General features: G+C 69.0%; 23 protein-coding genes. 3 read left to right on the forward strand and 20 right to left on the reverse strand.

What is annotated here, in order from left to right; all coding sequences use genetic code 11:
* Nucleotides 1–204: 204 nt before the first annotated feature.
* The 14 genes from ACZ6SD_RS00305 to ACZ6SD_RS00370 form a co-directional block, all read right to left on the reverse strand.
* A complete protein-coding gene (locus ACZ6SD_RS00305; protein WP_465314689.1) occupies nt 205–666 on the reverse strand; it encodes a hypothetical protein in 462 nt (153 codons plus the stop codon).
* Nucleotides 666–932: a hypothetical protein gene (locus ACZ6SD_RS00310; RefSeq protein WP_465314690.1), complete on the reverse strand. Its 267-nt coding sequence runs from the start codon at nt 930–932 to the stop codon at nt 666–668. The genes ACZ6SD_RS00305 and ACZ6SD_RS00310 overlap by 1 nt, the downstream gene beginning before the upstream one ends.
* Nucleotides 929–1336 carry a ParB N-terminal domain-containing protein gene (locus tag ACZ6SD_RS00315; protein ID WP_465314691.1) on the reverse strand — a complete coding sequence of 136 codons (408 nt, stop codon included), beginning with the start codon at nt 1334–1336 and terminating at the stop codon, nt 929–931. Before ACZ6SD_RS00315 ends, ACZ6SD_RS00310 begins: the two co-directional genes overlap by 4 nt.
* The gene (locus ACZ6SD_RS00320; RefSeq protein WP_465314692.1) at nt 1333–1788 is read right to left on the reverse strand and encodes a hypothetical protein; all 456 of its coding nucleotides are present in this window, start codon (nt 1786–1788) and stop codon (nt 1333–1335) included. Before ACZ6SD_RS00320 ends, ACZ6SD_RS00315 begins: the two co-directional genes overlap by 4 nt.
* Nucleotides 1785–2216, reverse strand: coding sequence for a hypothetical protein (locus tag ACZ6SD_RS00325; RefSeq protein ID WP_465314693.1), 432 nt, complete (start codon nt 2214–2216; stop codon nt 1785–1787). Before ACZ6SD_RS00325 ends, ACZ6SD_RS00320 begins: the two co-directional genes overlap by 4 nt.
* Nucleotides 2213–2653 (reverse strand): hypothetical protein, encoded by a 441-nt coding sequence (locus ACZ6SD_RS00330; RefSeq protein ID WP_465314694.1) that lies wholly within the window; start codon nt 2651–2653, stop codon nt 2213–2215. The genes ACZ6SD_RS00325 and ACZ6SD_RS00330 overlap by 4 nt, the downstream gene beginning before the upstream one ends.
* A complete protein-coding gene (locus ACZ6SD_RS00335) occupies nt 2650–3144 on the reverse strand; it encodes a hypothetical protein (RefSeq protein WP_465314695.1) in 495 nt (164 codons plus the stop codon). Before ACZ6SD_RS00335 ends, ACZ6SD_RS00330 begins: the two co-directional genes overlap by 4 nt.
* A gap of 467 nt (nt 3145–3611) precedes the next feature.
* A complete protein-coding gene (locus ACZ6SD_RS00340) occupies nt 3612–4337 on the reverse strand; it encodes a DUF7341 domain-containing protein (protein ID WP_465314696.1) in 726 nt (241 codons plus the stop codon).
* Nucleotides 4334–4900: a zinc finger domain-containing protein gene (locus ACZ6SD_RS00345; protein ID WP_465314697.1), complete on the reverse strand. Its 567-nt coding sequence runs from the start codon at nt 4898–4900 to the stop codon at nt 4334–4336. The genes ACZ6SD_RS00340 and ACZ6SD_RS00345 overlap by 4 nt, the downstream gene beginning before the upstream one ends.
* On the reverse strand, nt 4897–6138 hold the full coding sequence (locus ACZ6SD_RS00350) for a hypothetical protein (RefSeq protein WP_465314698.1): 1242 nt from the start codon (nt 6136–6138) through the stop codon (nt 4897–4899). The genes ACZ6SD_RS00345 and ACZ6SD_RS00350 overlap by 4 nt, the downstream gene beginning before the upstream one ends.
* Nucleotides 6139–6268: 130 nt before the next feature.
* The gene (locus ACZ6SD_RS00355; protein ID WP_465314699.1) at nt 6269–7111 is read right to left on the reverse strand and encodes a hypothetical protein; all 843 of its coding nucleotides are present in this window, start codon (nt 7109–7111) and stop codon (nt 6269–6271) included.
* On the reverse strand, nt 7108–7986 hold the full coding sequence (locus tag ACZ6SD_RS00360) for a ParB/RepB/Spo0J family partition protein (protein ID WP_465314700.1): 879 nt from the start codon (nt 7984–7986) through the stop codon (nt 7108–7110). The genes ACZ6SD_RS00355 and ACZ6SD_RS00360 overlap by 4 nt, the downstream gene beginning before the upstream one ends.
* A 55-nt stretch (nt 7987–8041) precedes the next feature.
* Nucleotides 8042–8311 (reverse strand): hypothetical protein, encoded by a 270-nt coding sequence (locus ACZ6SD_RS00365; protein ID WP_465314701.1) that lies wholly within the window; start codon nt 8309–8311, stop codon nt 8042–8044.
* Nucleotides 8308–8430 carry a hypothetical protein gene (locus ACZ6SD_RS00370; protein ID WP_465314702.1) on the reverse strand — a complete coding sequence of 41 codons (123 nt, stop codon included), beginning with the start codon at nt 8428–8430 and terminating at the stop codon, nt 8308–8310. The genes ACZ6SD_RS00365 and ACZ6SD_RS00370 overlap by 4 nt, the downstream gene beginning before the upstream one ends.
* Before the next feature lie 9 nt (nt 8431–8439).
* On the opposite strand from ACZ6SD_RS00370, the gene ACZ6SD_RS00375 reads away from it, so the two are divergent.
* Nucleotides 8440–8814 carry a hypothetical protein gene (locus ACZ6SD_RS00375; RefSeq protein ID WP_465314703.1) on the forward strand — a complete coding sequence of 125 codons (375 nt, stop codon included), beginning with the start codon at nt 8440–8442 and terminating at the stop codon, nt 8812–8814.
* Here the strand turns inward: ACZ6SD_RS00375 and ACZ6SD_RS00380 are convergent.
* Nucleotides 8780–9061, reverse strand: coding sequence for a hypothetical protein (locus tag ACZ6SD_RS00380; RefSeq protein WP_465314704.1), 282 nt, complete (start codon nt 9059–9061; stop codon nt 8780–8782). The genes ACZ6SD_RS00375 and ACZ6SD_RS00380 overlap by 35 nt on opposite strands.
* A gap of 450 nt (nt 9062–9511) precedes the next feature.
* Between ACZ6SD_RS00380 and ACZ6SD_RS00385 the strand changes: the two genes are divergently transcribed.
* Together ACZ6SD_RS00385 and ACZ6SD_RS00390 are read left to right on the forward strand one after the other, a co-directional pair.
* Nucleotides 9512–9979: a helix-turn-helix domain-containing protein gene (locus ACZ6SD_RS00385; RefSeq protein ID WP_465314705.1), complete on the forward strand. Its 468-nt coding sequence runs from the start codon at nt 9512–9514 to the stop codon at nt 9977–9979.
* Nucleotides 9980–10023: 44 nt separating this feature from the next.
* Nucleotides 10024–10473: a hypothetical protein gene (locus tag ACZ6SD_RS00390; protein WP_465314706.1), complete on the forward strand. Its 450-nt coding sequence runs from the start codon at nt 10024–10026 to the stop codon at nt 10471–10473.
* A gap of 34 nt (nt 10474–10507) precedes the next feature.
* Here ACZ6SD_RS00390 and ACZ6SD_RS00395 read toward each other — a convergent pair whose 3' ends face one another.
* From ACZ6SD_RS00395 to ACZ6SD_RS00415, 5 genes are all read right to left on the reverse strand, one after another.
* Nucleotides 10508–10867, reverse strand: coding sequence for a hypothetical protein (locus ACZ6SD_RS00395; RefSeq protein WP_465314707.1), 360 nt, complete (start codon nt 10865–10867; stop codon nt 10508–10510).
* A 71-nt stretch (nt 10868–10938) separates the two neighbouring features.
* Nucleotides 10939–11913, reverse strand: a complete 975-nt coding sequence (locus ACZ6SD_RS00400) for a helix-turn-helix domain-containing protein (RefSeq protein WP_465314708.1) — start codon at nt 11911–11913, stop codon at nt 10939–10941.
* Nucleotides 11876–12418, reverse strand: a complete 543-nt coding sequence (locus ACZ6SD_RS00405; protein WP_465314709.1) for a hypothetical protein — start codon at nt 12416–12418, stop codon at nt 11876–11878. The genes ACZ6SD_RS00400 and ACZ6SD_RS00405 overlap by 38 nt, the downstream gene beginning before the upstream one ends.
* A 55-nt stretch (nt 12419–12473) precedes the next feature.
* Nucleotides 12474–12926, reverse strand: coding sequence for a hypothetical protein (locus ACZ6SD_RS00410; RefSeq protein WP_465314710.1), 453 nt, complete (start codon nt 12924–12926; stop codon nt 12474–12476).
* 31 nt (nt 12927–12957) lie between these two features.
* Nucleotides 12958–13179, reverse strand: a complete 222-nt coding sequence (locus ACZ6SD_RS00415; protein WP_465314711.1) for a hypothetical protein — start codon at nt 13177–13179, stop codon at nt 12958–12960.
* Between the last annotated feature and the right edge of the window lie 122 nt (nt 13180–13301).

Below are 13301 nucleotides of genomic sequence, written 5' to 3' on the forward strand. Positions count from 1 at the left end.
GGAAGAGGGTATCCCCCCCTGGCGCACGTTTTCGCTTCTTCACGAGCAGTTTTTGGACCTGAGAAAGGGGGAAGCCGGGGGAGGGGGTGAGGGCTCGGCGGTGCACCGCCGAGCCCTCACGTGTGCCCTCTGGGCTGTTTGCAGACAAGACCCGAAAGGCGTGGCCTATCCTGCCAAGCGGTCAGGTTCTTGTCGAGTCACCGTTCATTCGTCCCAGCCTTGATGGTCGCTGATCTCCAGGAGCGTGGCCATGGCTTCCTGGTCGGCGATCAGGTCGGCCGGGGTCATCGCGGCCAGGCGGAGCAGGTCCGCCTCCAGGCGTTCGCGTCCCTGGTCGGTGCCGGGCTCGCGGTAGGCGGGCGGTTCACCGTCGCCGAACATCCGCCGGTACAGCTCGACTCGCGCGGCCTCGACCGCGGCTTCGTCGTTGGCGCCGGTTTCGCCGGGGTCTGGCTCCGGTGTCGGCTCGATGGGCTGGTCGGGGTGGCAGCCGCCCACGAACCGGCCGCCGGAGGGTGGGCCGATCCACTGCGCGGGGACGTGGCTGGTGATCCACCGGCCGTCGCGGGTGCGGCGCACCCGGCCCTTCCCGGCGGGCACGGTCTGGGCGCAGTACTCGCAGGTGCCCTCGTACTTGTTGGCGCGGTAGGTGATCTCCCGTGGCATCACGGCCTGCTTGTCTGCCCGGTCAGGGCGCGGTGCCGGTCGGAGTCGACCGGCACCAGTTCCGGGCCGGAGACCCCCTCGTCGGCGTGCGGGTGGCACCACGGCTCGTCGTACTCGGTGTCGAGGATGACGCCGAGTTCGCCGCAGGCGGGGTCGGTGCAGGTGGCGCACCCGCCGCACAGTCGCGCGCCGAGCTGGTCTCCGCCGTAGACCGCGACCACGGCCGCCGGGGTGTCGGGGTGGTTGACGCAGGCAGGCGTGGTCATCGTGGTCCTCGGGGGTAGTCGGGAAGCGGGTAACGCGCGGCCTGCTCGGTGGCAGGGGCGAGCAGGTAGGCGGGCAGCGTGGTGCGGCCCTCGGACAGCGCCCGGTAGACCCGATGCCACCCGTCGATGATCAGGTACGTGCTCTCCCCGTCGATGGTGATCGGGGCGACCAGGAGCGGAATGGACAGGTCCCGGGTCGCGGCGTGGTCGGGGTCGACGTGGACGAGGAAGCGCAGGAACACCTCCAGCCCGCTGATTCCGGTGTCCGGGTACAGCGTGGCCGCGTTGTCGGGGTCGGCCTCGATCAGCTCCTGGGCGAGGGTGACGCACCAGCGGTCGGTCCCGAAGGTGAACATCTGGCACCCGATGTGCGTGGCCGGGTGCGGTGTGGACGGCCCGGTCATGGCTGCTCTCCGATCGGGCGTATCGGGCCGGTGATGTTGGCGCGCAGGCTGCGGTAGAGCCGAGCCAGGTGGGTCTTGGTCTCCCTGCTCACGGGCGTGCCGGTGCGGTTGTGGTGGGTCTCGGCGGCGCGGAGGACGAGGCTGGTCCACCGGTCGGTTTCGATCAGCAGCGCGCACGTCGCACAGGCCGCCCAGTTGCCCAGGCTCATGTATTGGGTGTCGATCCTGTGGATCGTGGGGAGGGGGTCGAAGTCCCGGGCGGGGACGACGAACTCGGCGGGGGCCATGCAGAAGTCGCACTTGCCGCGCCAGCCTGCCGGGGCCTCGATGGGCACCGGGTCGTGGTCGACCGGGCCGGTGGCCAGAGGGTGTCGGTAGGACGCACCGTCGGTGTCGGTGTAGCGGTCCAGGGCGTTCTGACACGCCTGGCAGATGATCACGGGCGGTGTCACTGGCCCTCCAGGTGCTCGATGACGTAGATCCCGGGCGGGAAGCCCGAGTCGGTGGAGTTGTGGGCGTCGGGCTCGAACCAGACCTGCACGGGCACGTCGGCCAGGCCCCTGCCCAAGGAGGGCAGGACGCTGGTGACGGCGTGCTCGACGCCTCGCCACAGTGAGAGAGCGGCCAGGGTCAGCCGCTCGGGCGGGATCGGGGGCGGCTGCTCGGGGGGCGTGGCCCCGGGGCCGAACAGCCACGGGTCGCCCAGCCCGGACAGGGCGACCACCATGGCGGTGCCGTCGATGACGAACACCCGCACCTGGGCGCGCTCGGGGATCGTGCCGAGGGACTGCTCCAGCCCCAGCAGCGCGTAGACCTGCTCGGCCGCCCTGAGTAGGGGCGGGCGTTTCCCACCGCCGAAGGCCGTGGTCGGGGGCGTCACGGCAGATGCCTCCCGTCGAGGTAGACACCTTCGTCCGGGTGGTCGCGCAGGGCGTGTTCGGCCTGGGCCTCGGTGAGCAGCCGGACCTCGAACTGGAACGCCAACTCGCCCTTGTCGTCGCCGGGGACGTGGAAGGCGACGTTGTCGCAGATCTTGTTCCAGTGCCAACGCGCTGCGGGCGAGAAGTCGGACAGCCCCACCGGCTCATCCGGGGCGAACTCCGGTGTGACCGGCCCCTTGAGCAGGGCGGCGTCGGCCAGACCGGCGACGGTGACGATGAACGCCACGTCGTCCTTGGGCGGCTGTACCAGGTGCACGCGGAAGGTGAGGTTCAGCGAGAACTCCCCCATCGAGCGGAGGGCGATGAGGTTGCCCAACGCCCACTGGGCGCAGTCGAGGACCATCGGGTCCGGAACGGTGTCATGGGTGTGGGTCACAGCAGGCTCCCGGCGAGCCAGGCGCGCAGTCGGGCGAGGCGGCGCTGGATCGGGTGGCGCAGGTGGTAGCGGCGGACGCTGACCCGTCCGGGTCGGGGGCTGTGTCGCTCGAACTGCCGCAGCAGGACCACGTTGGGGCCCGCGAAGCGCGGCACGCCGTCGCGCTGCTCGTTGTAGGTGTCGATCCAGCTCACGATCCGGTCGACCATCCGGTCCGCCGCGGTCGGGGTGTCGTCGAGGTCGCCCGCGGGCAGGCCGTGGGCCTGGACGTCGATGATCCAGGGGGCGTCGATCCGGTAGCGGTAGACCGTGGCGGAGACCACCAGCCCGAATTGCTCGTGCAGCTCGGTCACCAGGTGCCGCGCGAGTTCCGGCACACTCCAGTGCTCGGTCTCACCGGCCCGGGACCCGACACGATCACCGACTCCGGGTCCATCGGTGCGGCGGACTTGAGGCGGAATGCCTCTGTGCCTGCCCAGCATTCTTGACATGAGGAAACACCCTCCACAGATGATGCGGAATCCCCCACGGCCCACACAGGGGCTGTTTTCGGGGGCTTGCCCATTCATCATCCGGCGGCATTTCCGGATAAAGCAATCATTATTAAAGCAACAAAGGTCACCGGCACTATTCGAGCAATTCGCATCATGTCAATGAATCGGAAAACCGGTGAATCGGAAGAATGGGGGTCATGATTCGCGGCGCGGAAAAGGGGGTGTGCGCGGGTGGCGGCGGGGCGGGAGCGCTCGCGGCCGTCATCGGATGGGCACGGCAGGACCGGGCGTCCGCCTGGCCCGCCGCCGCCCGCGCACAAGGGGGCGGCCCGCCGCGCAGGGGGAAGTGCGCAGGCGGGCCGCCGTGGGGGTGGGCTTGGGGTTTCTCGGCTGGTGCGGGCACAGCTCCGCCGAGCCGCACCAGGATGGCAGAAGACGGGTGGTCTGGTCAACCTATCATCGGATTATTCGCAGTCGTGGGTCATGGTCTCCTTGCGCTGGTTGTCCAGGATGCGGCCCAGTTGCGCCCAGTGGTCGAGTGCCCAGGTGCGCGCGCAGGCGGCGCACGCGGCTTCGACGTGGTCGGTGTCGATCCACAGGGCGGGTTGGCGCACCCAGTCGGATTCCACGTCGGACCAGACCAGGACGGTGGTCTCGCCGCAGACGGGGCAGGCGTGTCCGCGGAGTCGGTAGCGGGGTTCGGGTTCGACCACGGCGCGGGCGGCGGTGACCCAGCGTTGGGTCTCGCCCGCGGCGTGGTCGAGGTAGTCGGGGTCGTGGTGCTGCCAGTGCTCGGCGTGCGAGGCCCATAGCCGGACCTGTGTGGACAGTGTGGTTCTCGGGCCGGGGCCGAACAGGTGGTGGCCGAGGGCGGCCAGCGCCTGGCGCATCGTGGTGCCGATCTCGGCGACCACGGCGAGGGCGTTCATCGAGGCGGGCGGGCGGGAGCCGGACGCGGCGCCGCCCATGCGCTCGGTGCCCGGTCGGGTGGCTTGGACGAGCTGGTCGAGCAGGCACGGCACGAGGCCGCGCTCTACTGTGCCGTCGTCGCGGGTGATGGTCTGGACTCCGGGGGCGGTGAGCTGGTCGACGGCGGCGTCGAACATCAGCCGCGCCGCCACCGGGTCGACCGTGGGCCGGTCGTCGCCGTGGTCCTGGTCCTGGTGTTGGTGGTCGAGGGTGCGGGTCATCGGGTGGTCTCCACGGTCGGCGCTGCTGCAGAACGGCTCGGCTGGGCGGCGGCCAGCCGCGAGGGATGCATCCGGGTCGCCCGGTCGCGGTGCTCGCGCCGCCCGGACCGGTCCCGGGTCAGCGGGGAGCAGACCTCGCCGGGCCGGGCCTTGCAGAACGGGCACGGCACGCGGCGGGCGGAGGCGTGGTCGGGGTCGCGCGCCCAACCCATGACCGCGTAGACCGCGGCGATGCCCCGTGCCCCGGCGGCCATCGCCGCGGCCCGCTCGCGGCGGTCTCGGCGGCGGATGGGCACGACCGGGGCCAGGCCGCCGGTTCCGGTCGGGGTGGCGCGGGCGGCGGCGATGCGCCGCAGGACGTCGTCCGGGGTGATCCGGCCGTGGTGGCTGGCCTGGATGGCGGTGAGCGCGGCGTGGCATTCCCCGGCGCTGTGCCCGGCCAGCTCCCGCAACCAGGTGCTGACCTGGGCGTCGGTGGGCGGAGTGTGCCCGGTGACCCGGTAGTGGGCCAGCAGCGCCCGCACCTCCGAACGGGTCAGCGGCGGCAGAGGCTCGCGGCTCATGCCCGCGCCTGCGCCAACTCGCCCCGGCCGTCGAACGCGATGGTCGCGGCCAGGGCGTGGGCCAGGATCGCGTCGAGGGTGTCGGGGTCGGCGTGCGCGGGCAGCTCCCGGACCGCGAGCCCGACCGGGGAGCGGTCGTCGTCGGCGATCGCGTCGGCTCGTATCCGTTCGATGCCCTCGCCCGCCGCGACGGCTCGCGCCCGCTGCTCGGGTGCGGCGCCCACGATCGCGGCACGCTGGTGTTCGGCCACCAGCTCGGGCAGCCACGACACCGGCAGCCGTTTGCCGGACCAGGCGCGCAGTCCGGCGGCGATGACCGCGGGCTCGACACCCTCGGCGAGCAGGCCGATCACCTCGCCGCGCAGCCGGTCCCGCACGCGGCGGGGCTGGGCCGGGGTGTGGACGGTGACCAGCCGCTCGGCCTCGACCCGGTGATTCTGCCGCGCCGAGACGGGCTCGGCGTGGGCCTGGCGCTCATCGGGTGGCGGGGCCGCCTCGCGCGAGTGCGCGCTCACGCGGGTGCGCGCGGGGACACCCCCTTGATCTTCCAACGTAAGACGGGGTTCTCCAGTCTCCCGCTCCCTACTCCCTTCTCCCAGGTCCTTCGCCGAAGGGTTCGGTGAAGGGTTCCCGGAAGGGGTCGCCGATGGCTTCTGGACAGGCCCGACCTGCTCGACAGTCTCGGCGGGGGCGACCACGTCGGGCACGGTCGCGGTGTCGGCGGCGTGGGTCGGTGCGGCGGCGCGGCGCGGGCGGTCGAACGCGGCCTTGACGGTGGCGGGCAGGACCGTCGCGGCGGTGCCCAGCTCGCGGGCGGCCACCGCCGGGGCGGGTCCGGTGATCTCGGCCGGGAGACGCAGCAGCTCGGCGGCCAGGGCGGCGCGCAGGATCGGCGACTCGATCTCGAAGGCCACCCGCAGCGCGGCGCGCAGCATGTTCGGCTGCCGCCACAGCTCGTCACGGCGGATGAACGAGCGCACCAACAGTTCCTCGGTGTCGTGGTCGATCACGATGAACCGGGCGGCGTCCAGCTCGGCCAGCGCGGCGCGGACCCCGTCCACCCCGAGATCGGGGTGGGCTCGTGCCCAGCGTTTCGGGGTGAGGCTGTGCACCCCGGCGTAGGAGAGCTTGTCCTGGGAGCACAGGTGCAGATACAGCAGCTTCGCCGGAGTGGACAGCACACGGAAGTCCTCATCGGTCCAGATACTCAGATACAGGCGTGCGTGATCACGCGCCACGGGAGAACCCCCATTCGATGATGTGCGGGCGCTCGCGCCCGGAAAGTCGTTGGGTGTGCGGGCGGTGCGCCAAGGAAAGAGAGCCGCCCGCGTGCGCGGGCGGCCCGTCGCGCTGTGTGCGGTGCGGTGGCTAGATGGGGTCGGGGATGGCGACGGTGCCGCTGCGGCTGATGGAGAGCAGCTTGTGGACCGTGCTGCCCTGCCGCCAGTGGTTCCAGGCGCGGATCACCAGGGAGAGTTGTTCCTCGACGCTGATCCGTCGCGACGCCCCGTAATGGCCGGACAGGCGTCGGTGCAGGGTCAGGATCGGGTTCCCGTCGGCCAGGCCGACCAGTTGGCCCAGGGAGGTGAAGAACTCATACGCCGCGTCCGGGTCGAGCCGGGAGAACAGCCAGAAGCAGTAGTCGCCCACCCTGGGTGTCAGCCGCAGGCCGCGGACGGTGGAGCCCATCAGCTCGACCGCGTCGGCGAGGTCGGGGTTGTCCCGGACGAACTGCTGGACCTCGGCGTTGGTGTACCCGCCGCCGCCCAGGGGTTGGTTGTCGCGGCGGGACAGCGCGAGCCTGGCTGCGGCGGCGACCCGGCCGACGTTGCGCATCCCGGACAACTGCAAGGCGTCCCCGGCGCTGCGTTTGCGTCCGGAGTCCATGACGTCCTGGGCGTCGCGGCGCAGGCCGAACACCACGAACGTGGACACCGTGACCCCGGCGCGGACGATCGCGGCCAGCCGGTGCTGCCCGTCGAGCAGCGTTCCATCGGCGGCGAACTTGATCGCCTCGCCGCTGGTGTGCCACCGACCGGCGGCCATGTCCCGGGCATAGGCGATGACCGCCGAGTGGCTCACCGACCGGTTGTGGGTGTTGGTCTCGGCCAGCCACGCCTTGGCCATCTCCGGGGTGACCGCCATCAACTCCGCCTTCGGCCCGCTCGCGCGTCCGGAAGTCTTCACGGTCCTGTTCCTGTTCGTGGTCATGGTGTCCGGTTCTCCTTGATCGCGGTCAGCACATCGGTGGCGCGGTTGAGCGCCCACCCGCAGGTCTCGGTCACACGTACCCGGTTGTCCGCCCACCGGTCATCACGCACCAGCCGCTCCCACCGCCGGATCGCCGCGTCCAACCCCTGGGCCGCCTTCACCGCGTCCTCGACCAACGGACGCCGCCGCCCCTGCCCACGGTGGGCCGGTTCCGGCGGATCACCACGGCCGGTCACCGGAGGCGAGGGCAGGGGGGCGCCGCGTTCAGCGGTACGCGGATCGGCCCCCGCCTGGACTTTCGCCACGAACACGTCCTGCTCGGCAGGAGGCAGATCAGCCGCCACCCGTGCGGCCGTGGTCACCGGCACCGCGCCCGACTCCACTGCGGACTGGAGTGATTCGGTGCCCTGCTTGACCACCTGGCGTGCGCGTGAGACCTGCCGCAACGACACGTTGAGCAGGTCCGCGGCCTCCTCCCGACTCGGCGGCCGAAGAAAAGGTGTGCCATCGGGCACACCTTTCGGATCGCGCGCAGGACCCCGCTCGCCCGACGCTCGTTCGGCGATCTTGGCGGCGATGACCGCGCGCTGGTTGTCGGTGAGGTGGCGGCGGTGCAGGTTGGTGGAGACGACGTAGCGCCACGGCTCCCCGGCGAACACCACATAGGTGGGTTCGACACCGGCTTCGAGGCAGGCGCGGTACCGGTTGCGCCCGTCCACGATCCGCCCGTCCGGGTCCCGCACGATCGGCTCGGCCAAGCCGTGCTCGGCGATATCGCCGACCAGCTCGGCGAACGCGGCGCCCACCATCAACGGGAACAGCTCCGCCGCCGGATGAACGGGAACATCGGAGGGCCACACGGGCAACGTCGCCATCGCCCCGCTCACCGTCGCCTCCGGGTCGGCCGCCGCAAAGTCTGGATGTGAGTGGTCACGAGCAGGAACCTCCTGTGTGGACAGTGCTGGTGGGCGTGGGCGTCTCATCGGGGCGGCGTGCCCGCAGACGCAGACGCTCACGGATGCGGGCGGTGGTGTAGGTCGACAGCCGCAACACGGCGGCGATCTCGGCGTCGGTGCGGCGCTGGGAATACAGGGCGGCCACGGCCAACTCACGTGCGGCCGTGGACAGTTCCTCCCCGAGCACTTCTCCCCGCACCGCCCGCCACGCCGCCCGCGCGTCGGCCTGGGTGTAACCGGTCACGGCGCGGGAACCTCCACATCGGACCGGCTACGCGGCGGTTCGCGCAGTGGGGTGAGGTTGAGCGCGTAGACCGGTTGCAGCTTGTTCTGGTTGCGCCCGTGGGCATCGGTGCTGCGCACGTACCGCCGGTGGCGACCAGCACCCCCGCCGCAAGCAGCCGCCGCACCGTCGCCCCGATCACCGCGGGCCGCACCCACGGCGGCAACAACGGCCGCCACCGGTTCGCGGTGGTCTCCCGGAACGGGTCGGTCATCGCGTCGCCCACGATCGCGGTCACCACCGTGCGCACATGCTCGGTGTTGCGCGGGTCCCCGGCGATCAGCGCGGCGACGTTCGCCACGGCGTCGGGGTACTCCAACGGCAGCGGCACCAAGGTCCGGGCCAGCCCGACCGCCGCCTCCACCATCTCGGCAGCGGCAGGCGCGGGGCGCCCACGACCAGCCTGGGTGGGCGGGGTGCGCGCGCCCATCAGTCCAGCAACCGCAGCGTGCGGACCTCGGTGACGTCCTCGCACTCTTTGACCACGTCCGGGAACCGCTCCACCAACACCCTGTGCGACACACTGATGCGCGCGGTCTTCTTGTAGGTCAGAACCGGTTTCCCGTCGATCACGCCGATCTCGGCCTCGCCGAGCGCGGCCTTCACGACCGTCTCGAACGTCCTACGCAACTCGGCGAGCTGCCGCTGCTTCACGACGGTCTCGCGCAGGCACGCGAGCACCGGGGCCAGATGGTCCAACGCGGCGGACACGGCGCCGCTCCCTTCAGCGGGAACCGAGGCATCACAGGCAAATGGGGACATGGAGAAGCCGCCTCCCAGCGGCACAGAACAAAGCAGAGGCAATCGAGGACACTCGTGAACCCGGCCGGGAGGCACAACCGCCACACCCGACCCCCCGGATAACAGCGTCAGCCACACCGACAACAGCGCGGCCCACGCGCCCACCAGGCAACGCAGCGGTAATCGACCCAACACACACCTCCCCAGGGCACACGGCGGAACGACCCGCCGCACGAGTCACGCGGACCCCCAGGACCACGCGAGAGCCCAACCAGACCCAACAAACGCTGCCCAACTTAGCGGTTGGGGCAATTTTGGCAAGTGTGTGGCAAACCACTTCGCGCTGGTCAAGGTCGCGACTAGTAGCCCGGACGCATCGGCGGGTTGCCTTCGCGGTGACGGTTGGGGAAACTTGGGCGCGTGACGGACAGCGAGCGCGTGACAGACGGCGAGTACGTGCGCCCCGACTGGCCCCTGGGGCCGTACCTCCGCGCCGCCCGGGAGGCCAAAGGCTTAGGTTTCGAGGAAACCGCCGCCCTCTCCGGCGTCAGCCACCAGACCATCCGCAACCTCGAACGCGGCTACACCATCAAAAACGGCGCCCCAGCACCGGTCGGGACCAAGAAGACTACCGTCGAGCGGCTCGCCGAAGCCCTCGGGGCCGACGTCGAGACCGCCCTGCGGTTCATCGGCGTCACCTCTGAGGACCCTCTCGCTCTCGCCCGCCGCACCACCGCGCCCCTGCTGGCCTACATCACCGACGAAGAACTTGTCGGAGAGCTGCTGCGCAGGCTCGCCGGGCGTCAGGCAACGCCTGAACGACCCATGATCGGCATTCCCGCAGGTGATCAACTATCCCAAGTGGATGGACACGCCCCGGACGGGTGATATAAACAGCGTGTCATCCGACGAACAGGAATCAGGGAGGGGCCGTGACGGACGATCACGCGGTCCACGACGTCACCGACGCGGAGTGCTACTACTGCCAGTCCATCACCGGCGAGAAGCTTCACCTGTGGTGGAAGATCCTCGACAACGGCGACGTCTGGACCTGCCTCGCCGAAAGCGCGCTCCCCCCGGTCGTGTTCACTCCCGGCGAAGCCACCGAACTGCTCGACGGCTGGAAGCGCCTGCACCGGCTCATGCTCCGCGGTCAACGCGCCAGCCCCAAGATCACCGTCACTCCGCGCCAGCCCGGCAGCAGCATCCCCACCGCCCTGGTCTTCGACCTCCGCGACGGCTACCTCACCTACTGGAGAGGCGGCGAAACCCGCCGCGACATCCAATTCGACCAAGCCGTCCTCGAAGAGGTCATCACAACCTGGGAAGACGTCTGCGCCACAGCACACCAAACACACCGCCGCCACCTCAACGAATCCTGATCCGAGACGCAAACCGATCCCGGCCACCGCACGGCTACGGCATCGATTGCAACCCGCGCAAGAGCCGTCCGAGCACCGTGACGTCCTCTTGAATCCACATCGGCAAGTCAGGATCGGCATCGAACACGGGCTTGCTCGGTTTTCGCTTCGGCAGCTCGACCACCGCGGCTTCAGAAACCGGCTCCGACACCTGCACCGGCCGAGCCGCGTCGTTTGTGATCTGCGGGAGCACGCCGGTAGGCCAGTCGTCGCGTGCGATCGGTCGGGCCAAGCCCTTTCGGTCGAAGTCCTGGGGTTGCCAGTTCAGTGTGAGTGGGTGGCCGTGTCTGGCTTCCCGCTCGATCAGTTGGGCCACGGTCACGGCGCGGATGTTGTGTCCGTCGTGTTTGCCCATGGCTGTCTGCCTCGCGTCATTGAAAGGGTGTCGGAACTCGGGCGGGTCTGCCCGCGGGTACGGGTTGGTGGTCAGGCGGTGGCCAGACGGTGGAGTTGTCGTGTGGTCTGGATGAGGGCCAGGGAGTCGGTGTCGCTCAGGGCGAGTTTCGCCAGGTTCCGGAAGTGGCGGGTGGCGGTGGTGATCTGGTTCGGGGTGGTGATGATCGACCCGAACACGTGCCGCACGTAGAGAGTGTCCGTGGGCGGGGTGTCGGGGAAGGACAAGATGGTGTACGAGAATTGTTCGGTGCCGAGGGCGGGCAGGATCTGGATGGTGATGTTCGGCAGGCGGGCCAGCCTCGCCAAGTGGTCCAGTTGGTGATCGCGCACCGATTCGGGCAGGTCGAGCAGGTGTCGGGGGAAGATGGCGTGCAGGGTCAGCGGGTCGTCGGCGCTCAGGCGCCGCTGCCGCCGGGCGGGGGCGGCGACCTCGGCGTCGGTGGCGGTCTCGGGCAGGGCCAGGCGGGTGTACTCGGGGGTTTGAAGCAGGTCCGGTAGCACGAAAAGCGAGCAGACCCGGGCCAGGTCCGCGTCGTGTTCCAGGCTGATGTAGTCGCCGTCGGACAGGCCCAGGCCGTGCCACCACCCCCGTCTCACGGCCTGTTCCCACAGCTCGATATACGGTGCCCACTCGTTGATCGGAACGTGGTAGACGTCCAGCATCGCGGTCAGGCCCGCGTAGTCGGGTACCTGCCCCTTCTCGATCCGGCTCATCTTCCGCGTGTCATAGCGCAGCGATTTCCCGGCTTCCTCTTGCGTCAAACGGGCCGATTGACGCAACCGTGCCAAACGCTGCCCGAGATGCTGAGCACGGGGAGAAGGGGCGAACCGGTACATGTCGTGTGAAACTCCAGACGAAAAGACGGACGTGCCGTTCACGGGGATGACTGGGAAACAAGGCTGCGTCACCGAAGACAGGGCGGCCCTGGTGGTGCGGCGATTCGCTCCGTGTTCATGTGTTTCTGCGTCAAGTGATCGAGGCAAGAGGGATGTTGAGGTCCCCATCTCGTTCCAACGGGTAGAACAGGACAGCAAGGCGCGTCCAGAGACGCAGGTCAGCCTGGCTGGGCTCGTAGTTGGTTTCCACCGTCGTCCGGTGCTCGGCGACAGCCGTCGCTAGAGCGTGCAACGACGAACGCGCGAGATCGAAACCGGCGTCACCCTTCAGAGCGCGTACTCGATAGGCGATCTGCTCACGTCGTTGCTCGACTTCCGCGCGGAAATCATCGGCCTTGATTCGCCATGACTCATACTGAAGCGCGACCTCGCGGTGCTTCTCGGCGCTGATCTTGTTTTCGGCGTAAGCCGCGCGCACGTCCGCCATCTTGTTGTCACGATCACGATACGTGATTTCCATACGGCGGTAGATACGCAGCAGCACCCGATCGGTCTGCACGATGTAGGGATCACTGATCATCGCCCGCCAACGACCGAGAATTGGCTTCCGAAGTTCGACGTTGACCAACACCTCCGCCGCACGGTCATCATCCGGCTCATAGGACAGGGTCATATTGTCTATTCCATTGCTCATAAGATAATTTCCTAGGCCGAACCAGGTGAATATTTCAGTGTGATCTCGAATGGTTGACGGCTAGAGGAATCCACATCTTTCTCGGCTGTTCCCACATCTCGGGGATAGTGGCGAAATCCGGCCCGACTGGACGAAGAACCGGAAGTTCGTCCCCGGGCGGGTCGTTGGCCAGCAGCCAGCGAACGGTCCACAAGGCCGGACCCGCGTAGTAGTCCACTACATGAGTTGGGCAGTAAGGGTCGCTGTCCGGGCCGCGTGGTGTTCGATAGGCCAGGGCGGCGTCCTGCGACCACATGATGATCACGTCCACGACTTGTGGCCACGCCAGCGTCGCGCCCAACGCCTGAACAGAGTCTTTCCCATACGCGCAAATAAGCCAACTCCGCGCACGCAACTCCGAAAGACATGTATCCATGCCTTCGCCGAACTGTGGCTGGCCGGTTTCTCGAACGCCCATGGTTCCCATCAGGTCATTTCCAAGGAACATCGATTTTGTGTCGAAACTGTTCCCAGATCAATCAACGCTTCTCACCTAGATCATCGGGCAAGTCCCGGTGCACGCCTGCCGCGTCACGTAGCTTGCGAAGCGCCCGACCAGCCGCGTTGATGAACGGCGGCTCACCGGTCGAGGTGACCACCGCGGCAGCACGACTCACCGCCGAAAGCTCAGCCAGTGTGAGCTTGACGGTGACCGACAGAAGTCCCTCGGCCTCCTTGTCGCCCTTCGGCTTGTTCGCCATGGCGGCTTCTCCTGTCACACGTGGTGCCATTGGGGTGCCGGACGCCGAGCTGACACGGAGGTGATGTGGTCAGCCGTCAATGCCACGCCGGGTGTCGTCATCCGGTCTGGGTGCTGGCAACT

Source organism: Actinokineospora sp. NPDC051303 (assembly GCF_055586285.1).

Excerpts from the sequence above, each read along its gene's own strand:
- ACZ6SD_RS00315 (WP_465314691.1), bottom strand. The coding sequence starts at position 1,336 with ATGACCGGGCCGTCCACACCGCACCCGGCCACGCACATCGGGTGCCAG.
- ACZ6SD_RS00355 (WP_465314699.1), bottom strand. The coding sequence starts at position 7,111 with ATGACCACGAACAGGAACAGGACCGTGAAGACTTCCGGACGCGCGAGC.
- ACZ6SD_RS00405 (WP_465314709.1), bottom strand. The coding sequence starts at position 12,418 with ATGACCCTGTCCTATGAGCCGGATGATGACCGTGCGGCGGAGGTGTTG.
- ACZ6SD_RS00335 (WP_465314695.1), bottom strand. The coding sequence starts at position 3,144 with ATGTCAAGAATGCTGGGCAGGCACAGAGGCATTCCGCCTCAAGTCCGC.
- ACZ6SD_RS00395 (WP_465314707.1), bottom strand. The coding sequence starts at position 10,867 with ATGGGCAAACACGACGGACACAACATCCGCGCCGTGACCGTGGCCCAA.
- ACZ6SD_RS00360 (WP_465314700.1), bottom strand. The coding sequence starts at position 7,986 with ATGGCGACGTTGCCCGTGTGGCCCTCCGATGTTCCCGTTCATCCGGCG.
- ACZ6SD_RS00310 (WP_465314690.1), bottom strand. The coding sequence starts at position 932 with ATGACCACGCCTGCCTGCGTCAACCACCCCGACACCCCGGCGGCCGTG.
- ACZ6SD_RS00345 (WP_465314697.1), bottom strand. The coding sequence starts at position 4,900 with ATGAGCCGCGAGCCTCTGCCGCCGCTGACCCGTTCGGAGGTGCGGGCG.
- ACZ6SD_RS00340 (WP_465314696.1), bottom strand. The coding sequence starts at position 4,337 with ATGACCCGCACCCTCGACCACCAACACCAGGACCAGGACCACGGCGAC.
- ACZ6SD_RS00305 (WP_465314689.1), bottom strand. The coding sequence starts at position 666 with ATGCCACGGGAGATCACCTACCGCGCCAACAAGTACGAGGGCACCTGC.
- ACZ6SD_RS00400 (WP_465314708.1), bottom strand. The coding sequence starts at position 11,913 with ATGGGGACCTCAACATCCCTCTTGCCTCGATCACTTGACGCAGAAACA.
- ACZ6SD_RS00415 (WP_465314711.1), bottom strand. The coding sequence starts at position 13,179 with ATGGCGAACAAGCCGAAGGGCGACAAGGAGGCCGAGGGACTTCTGTCG.
- ACZ6SD_RS00410 (WP_465314710.1), bottom strand. The coding sequence starts at position 12,926 with ATGTTCCTTGGAAATGACCTGATGGGAACCATGGGCGTTCGAGAAACC.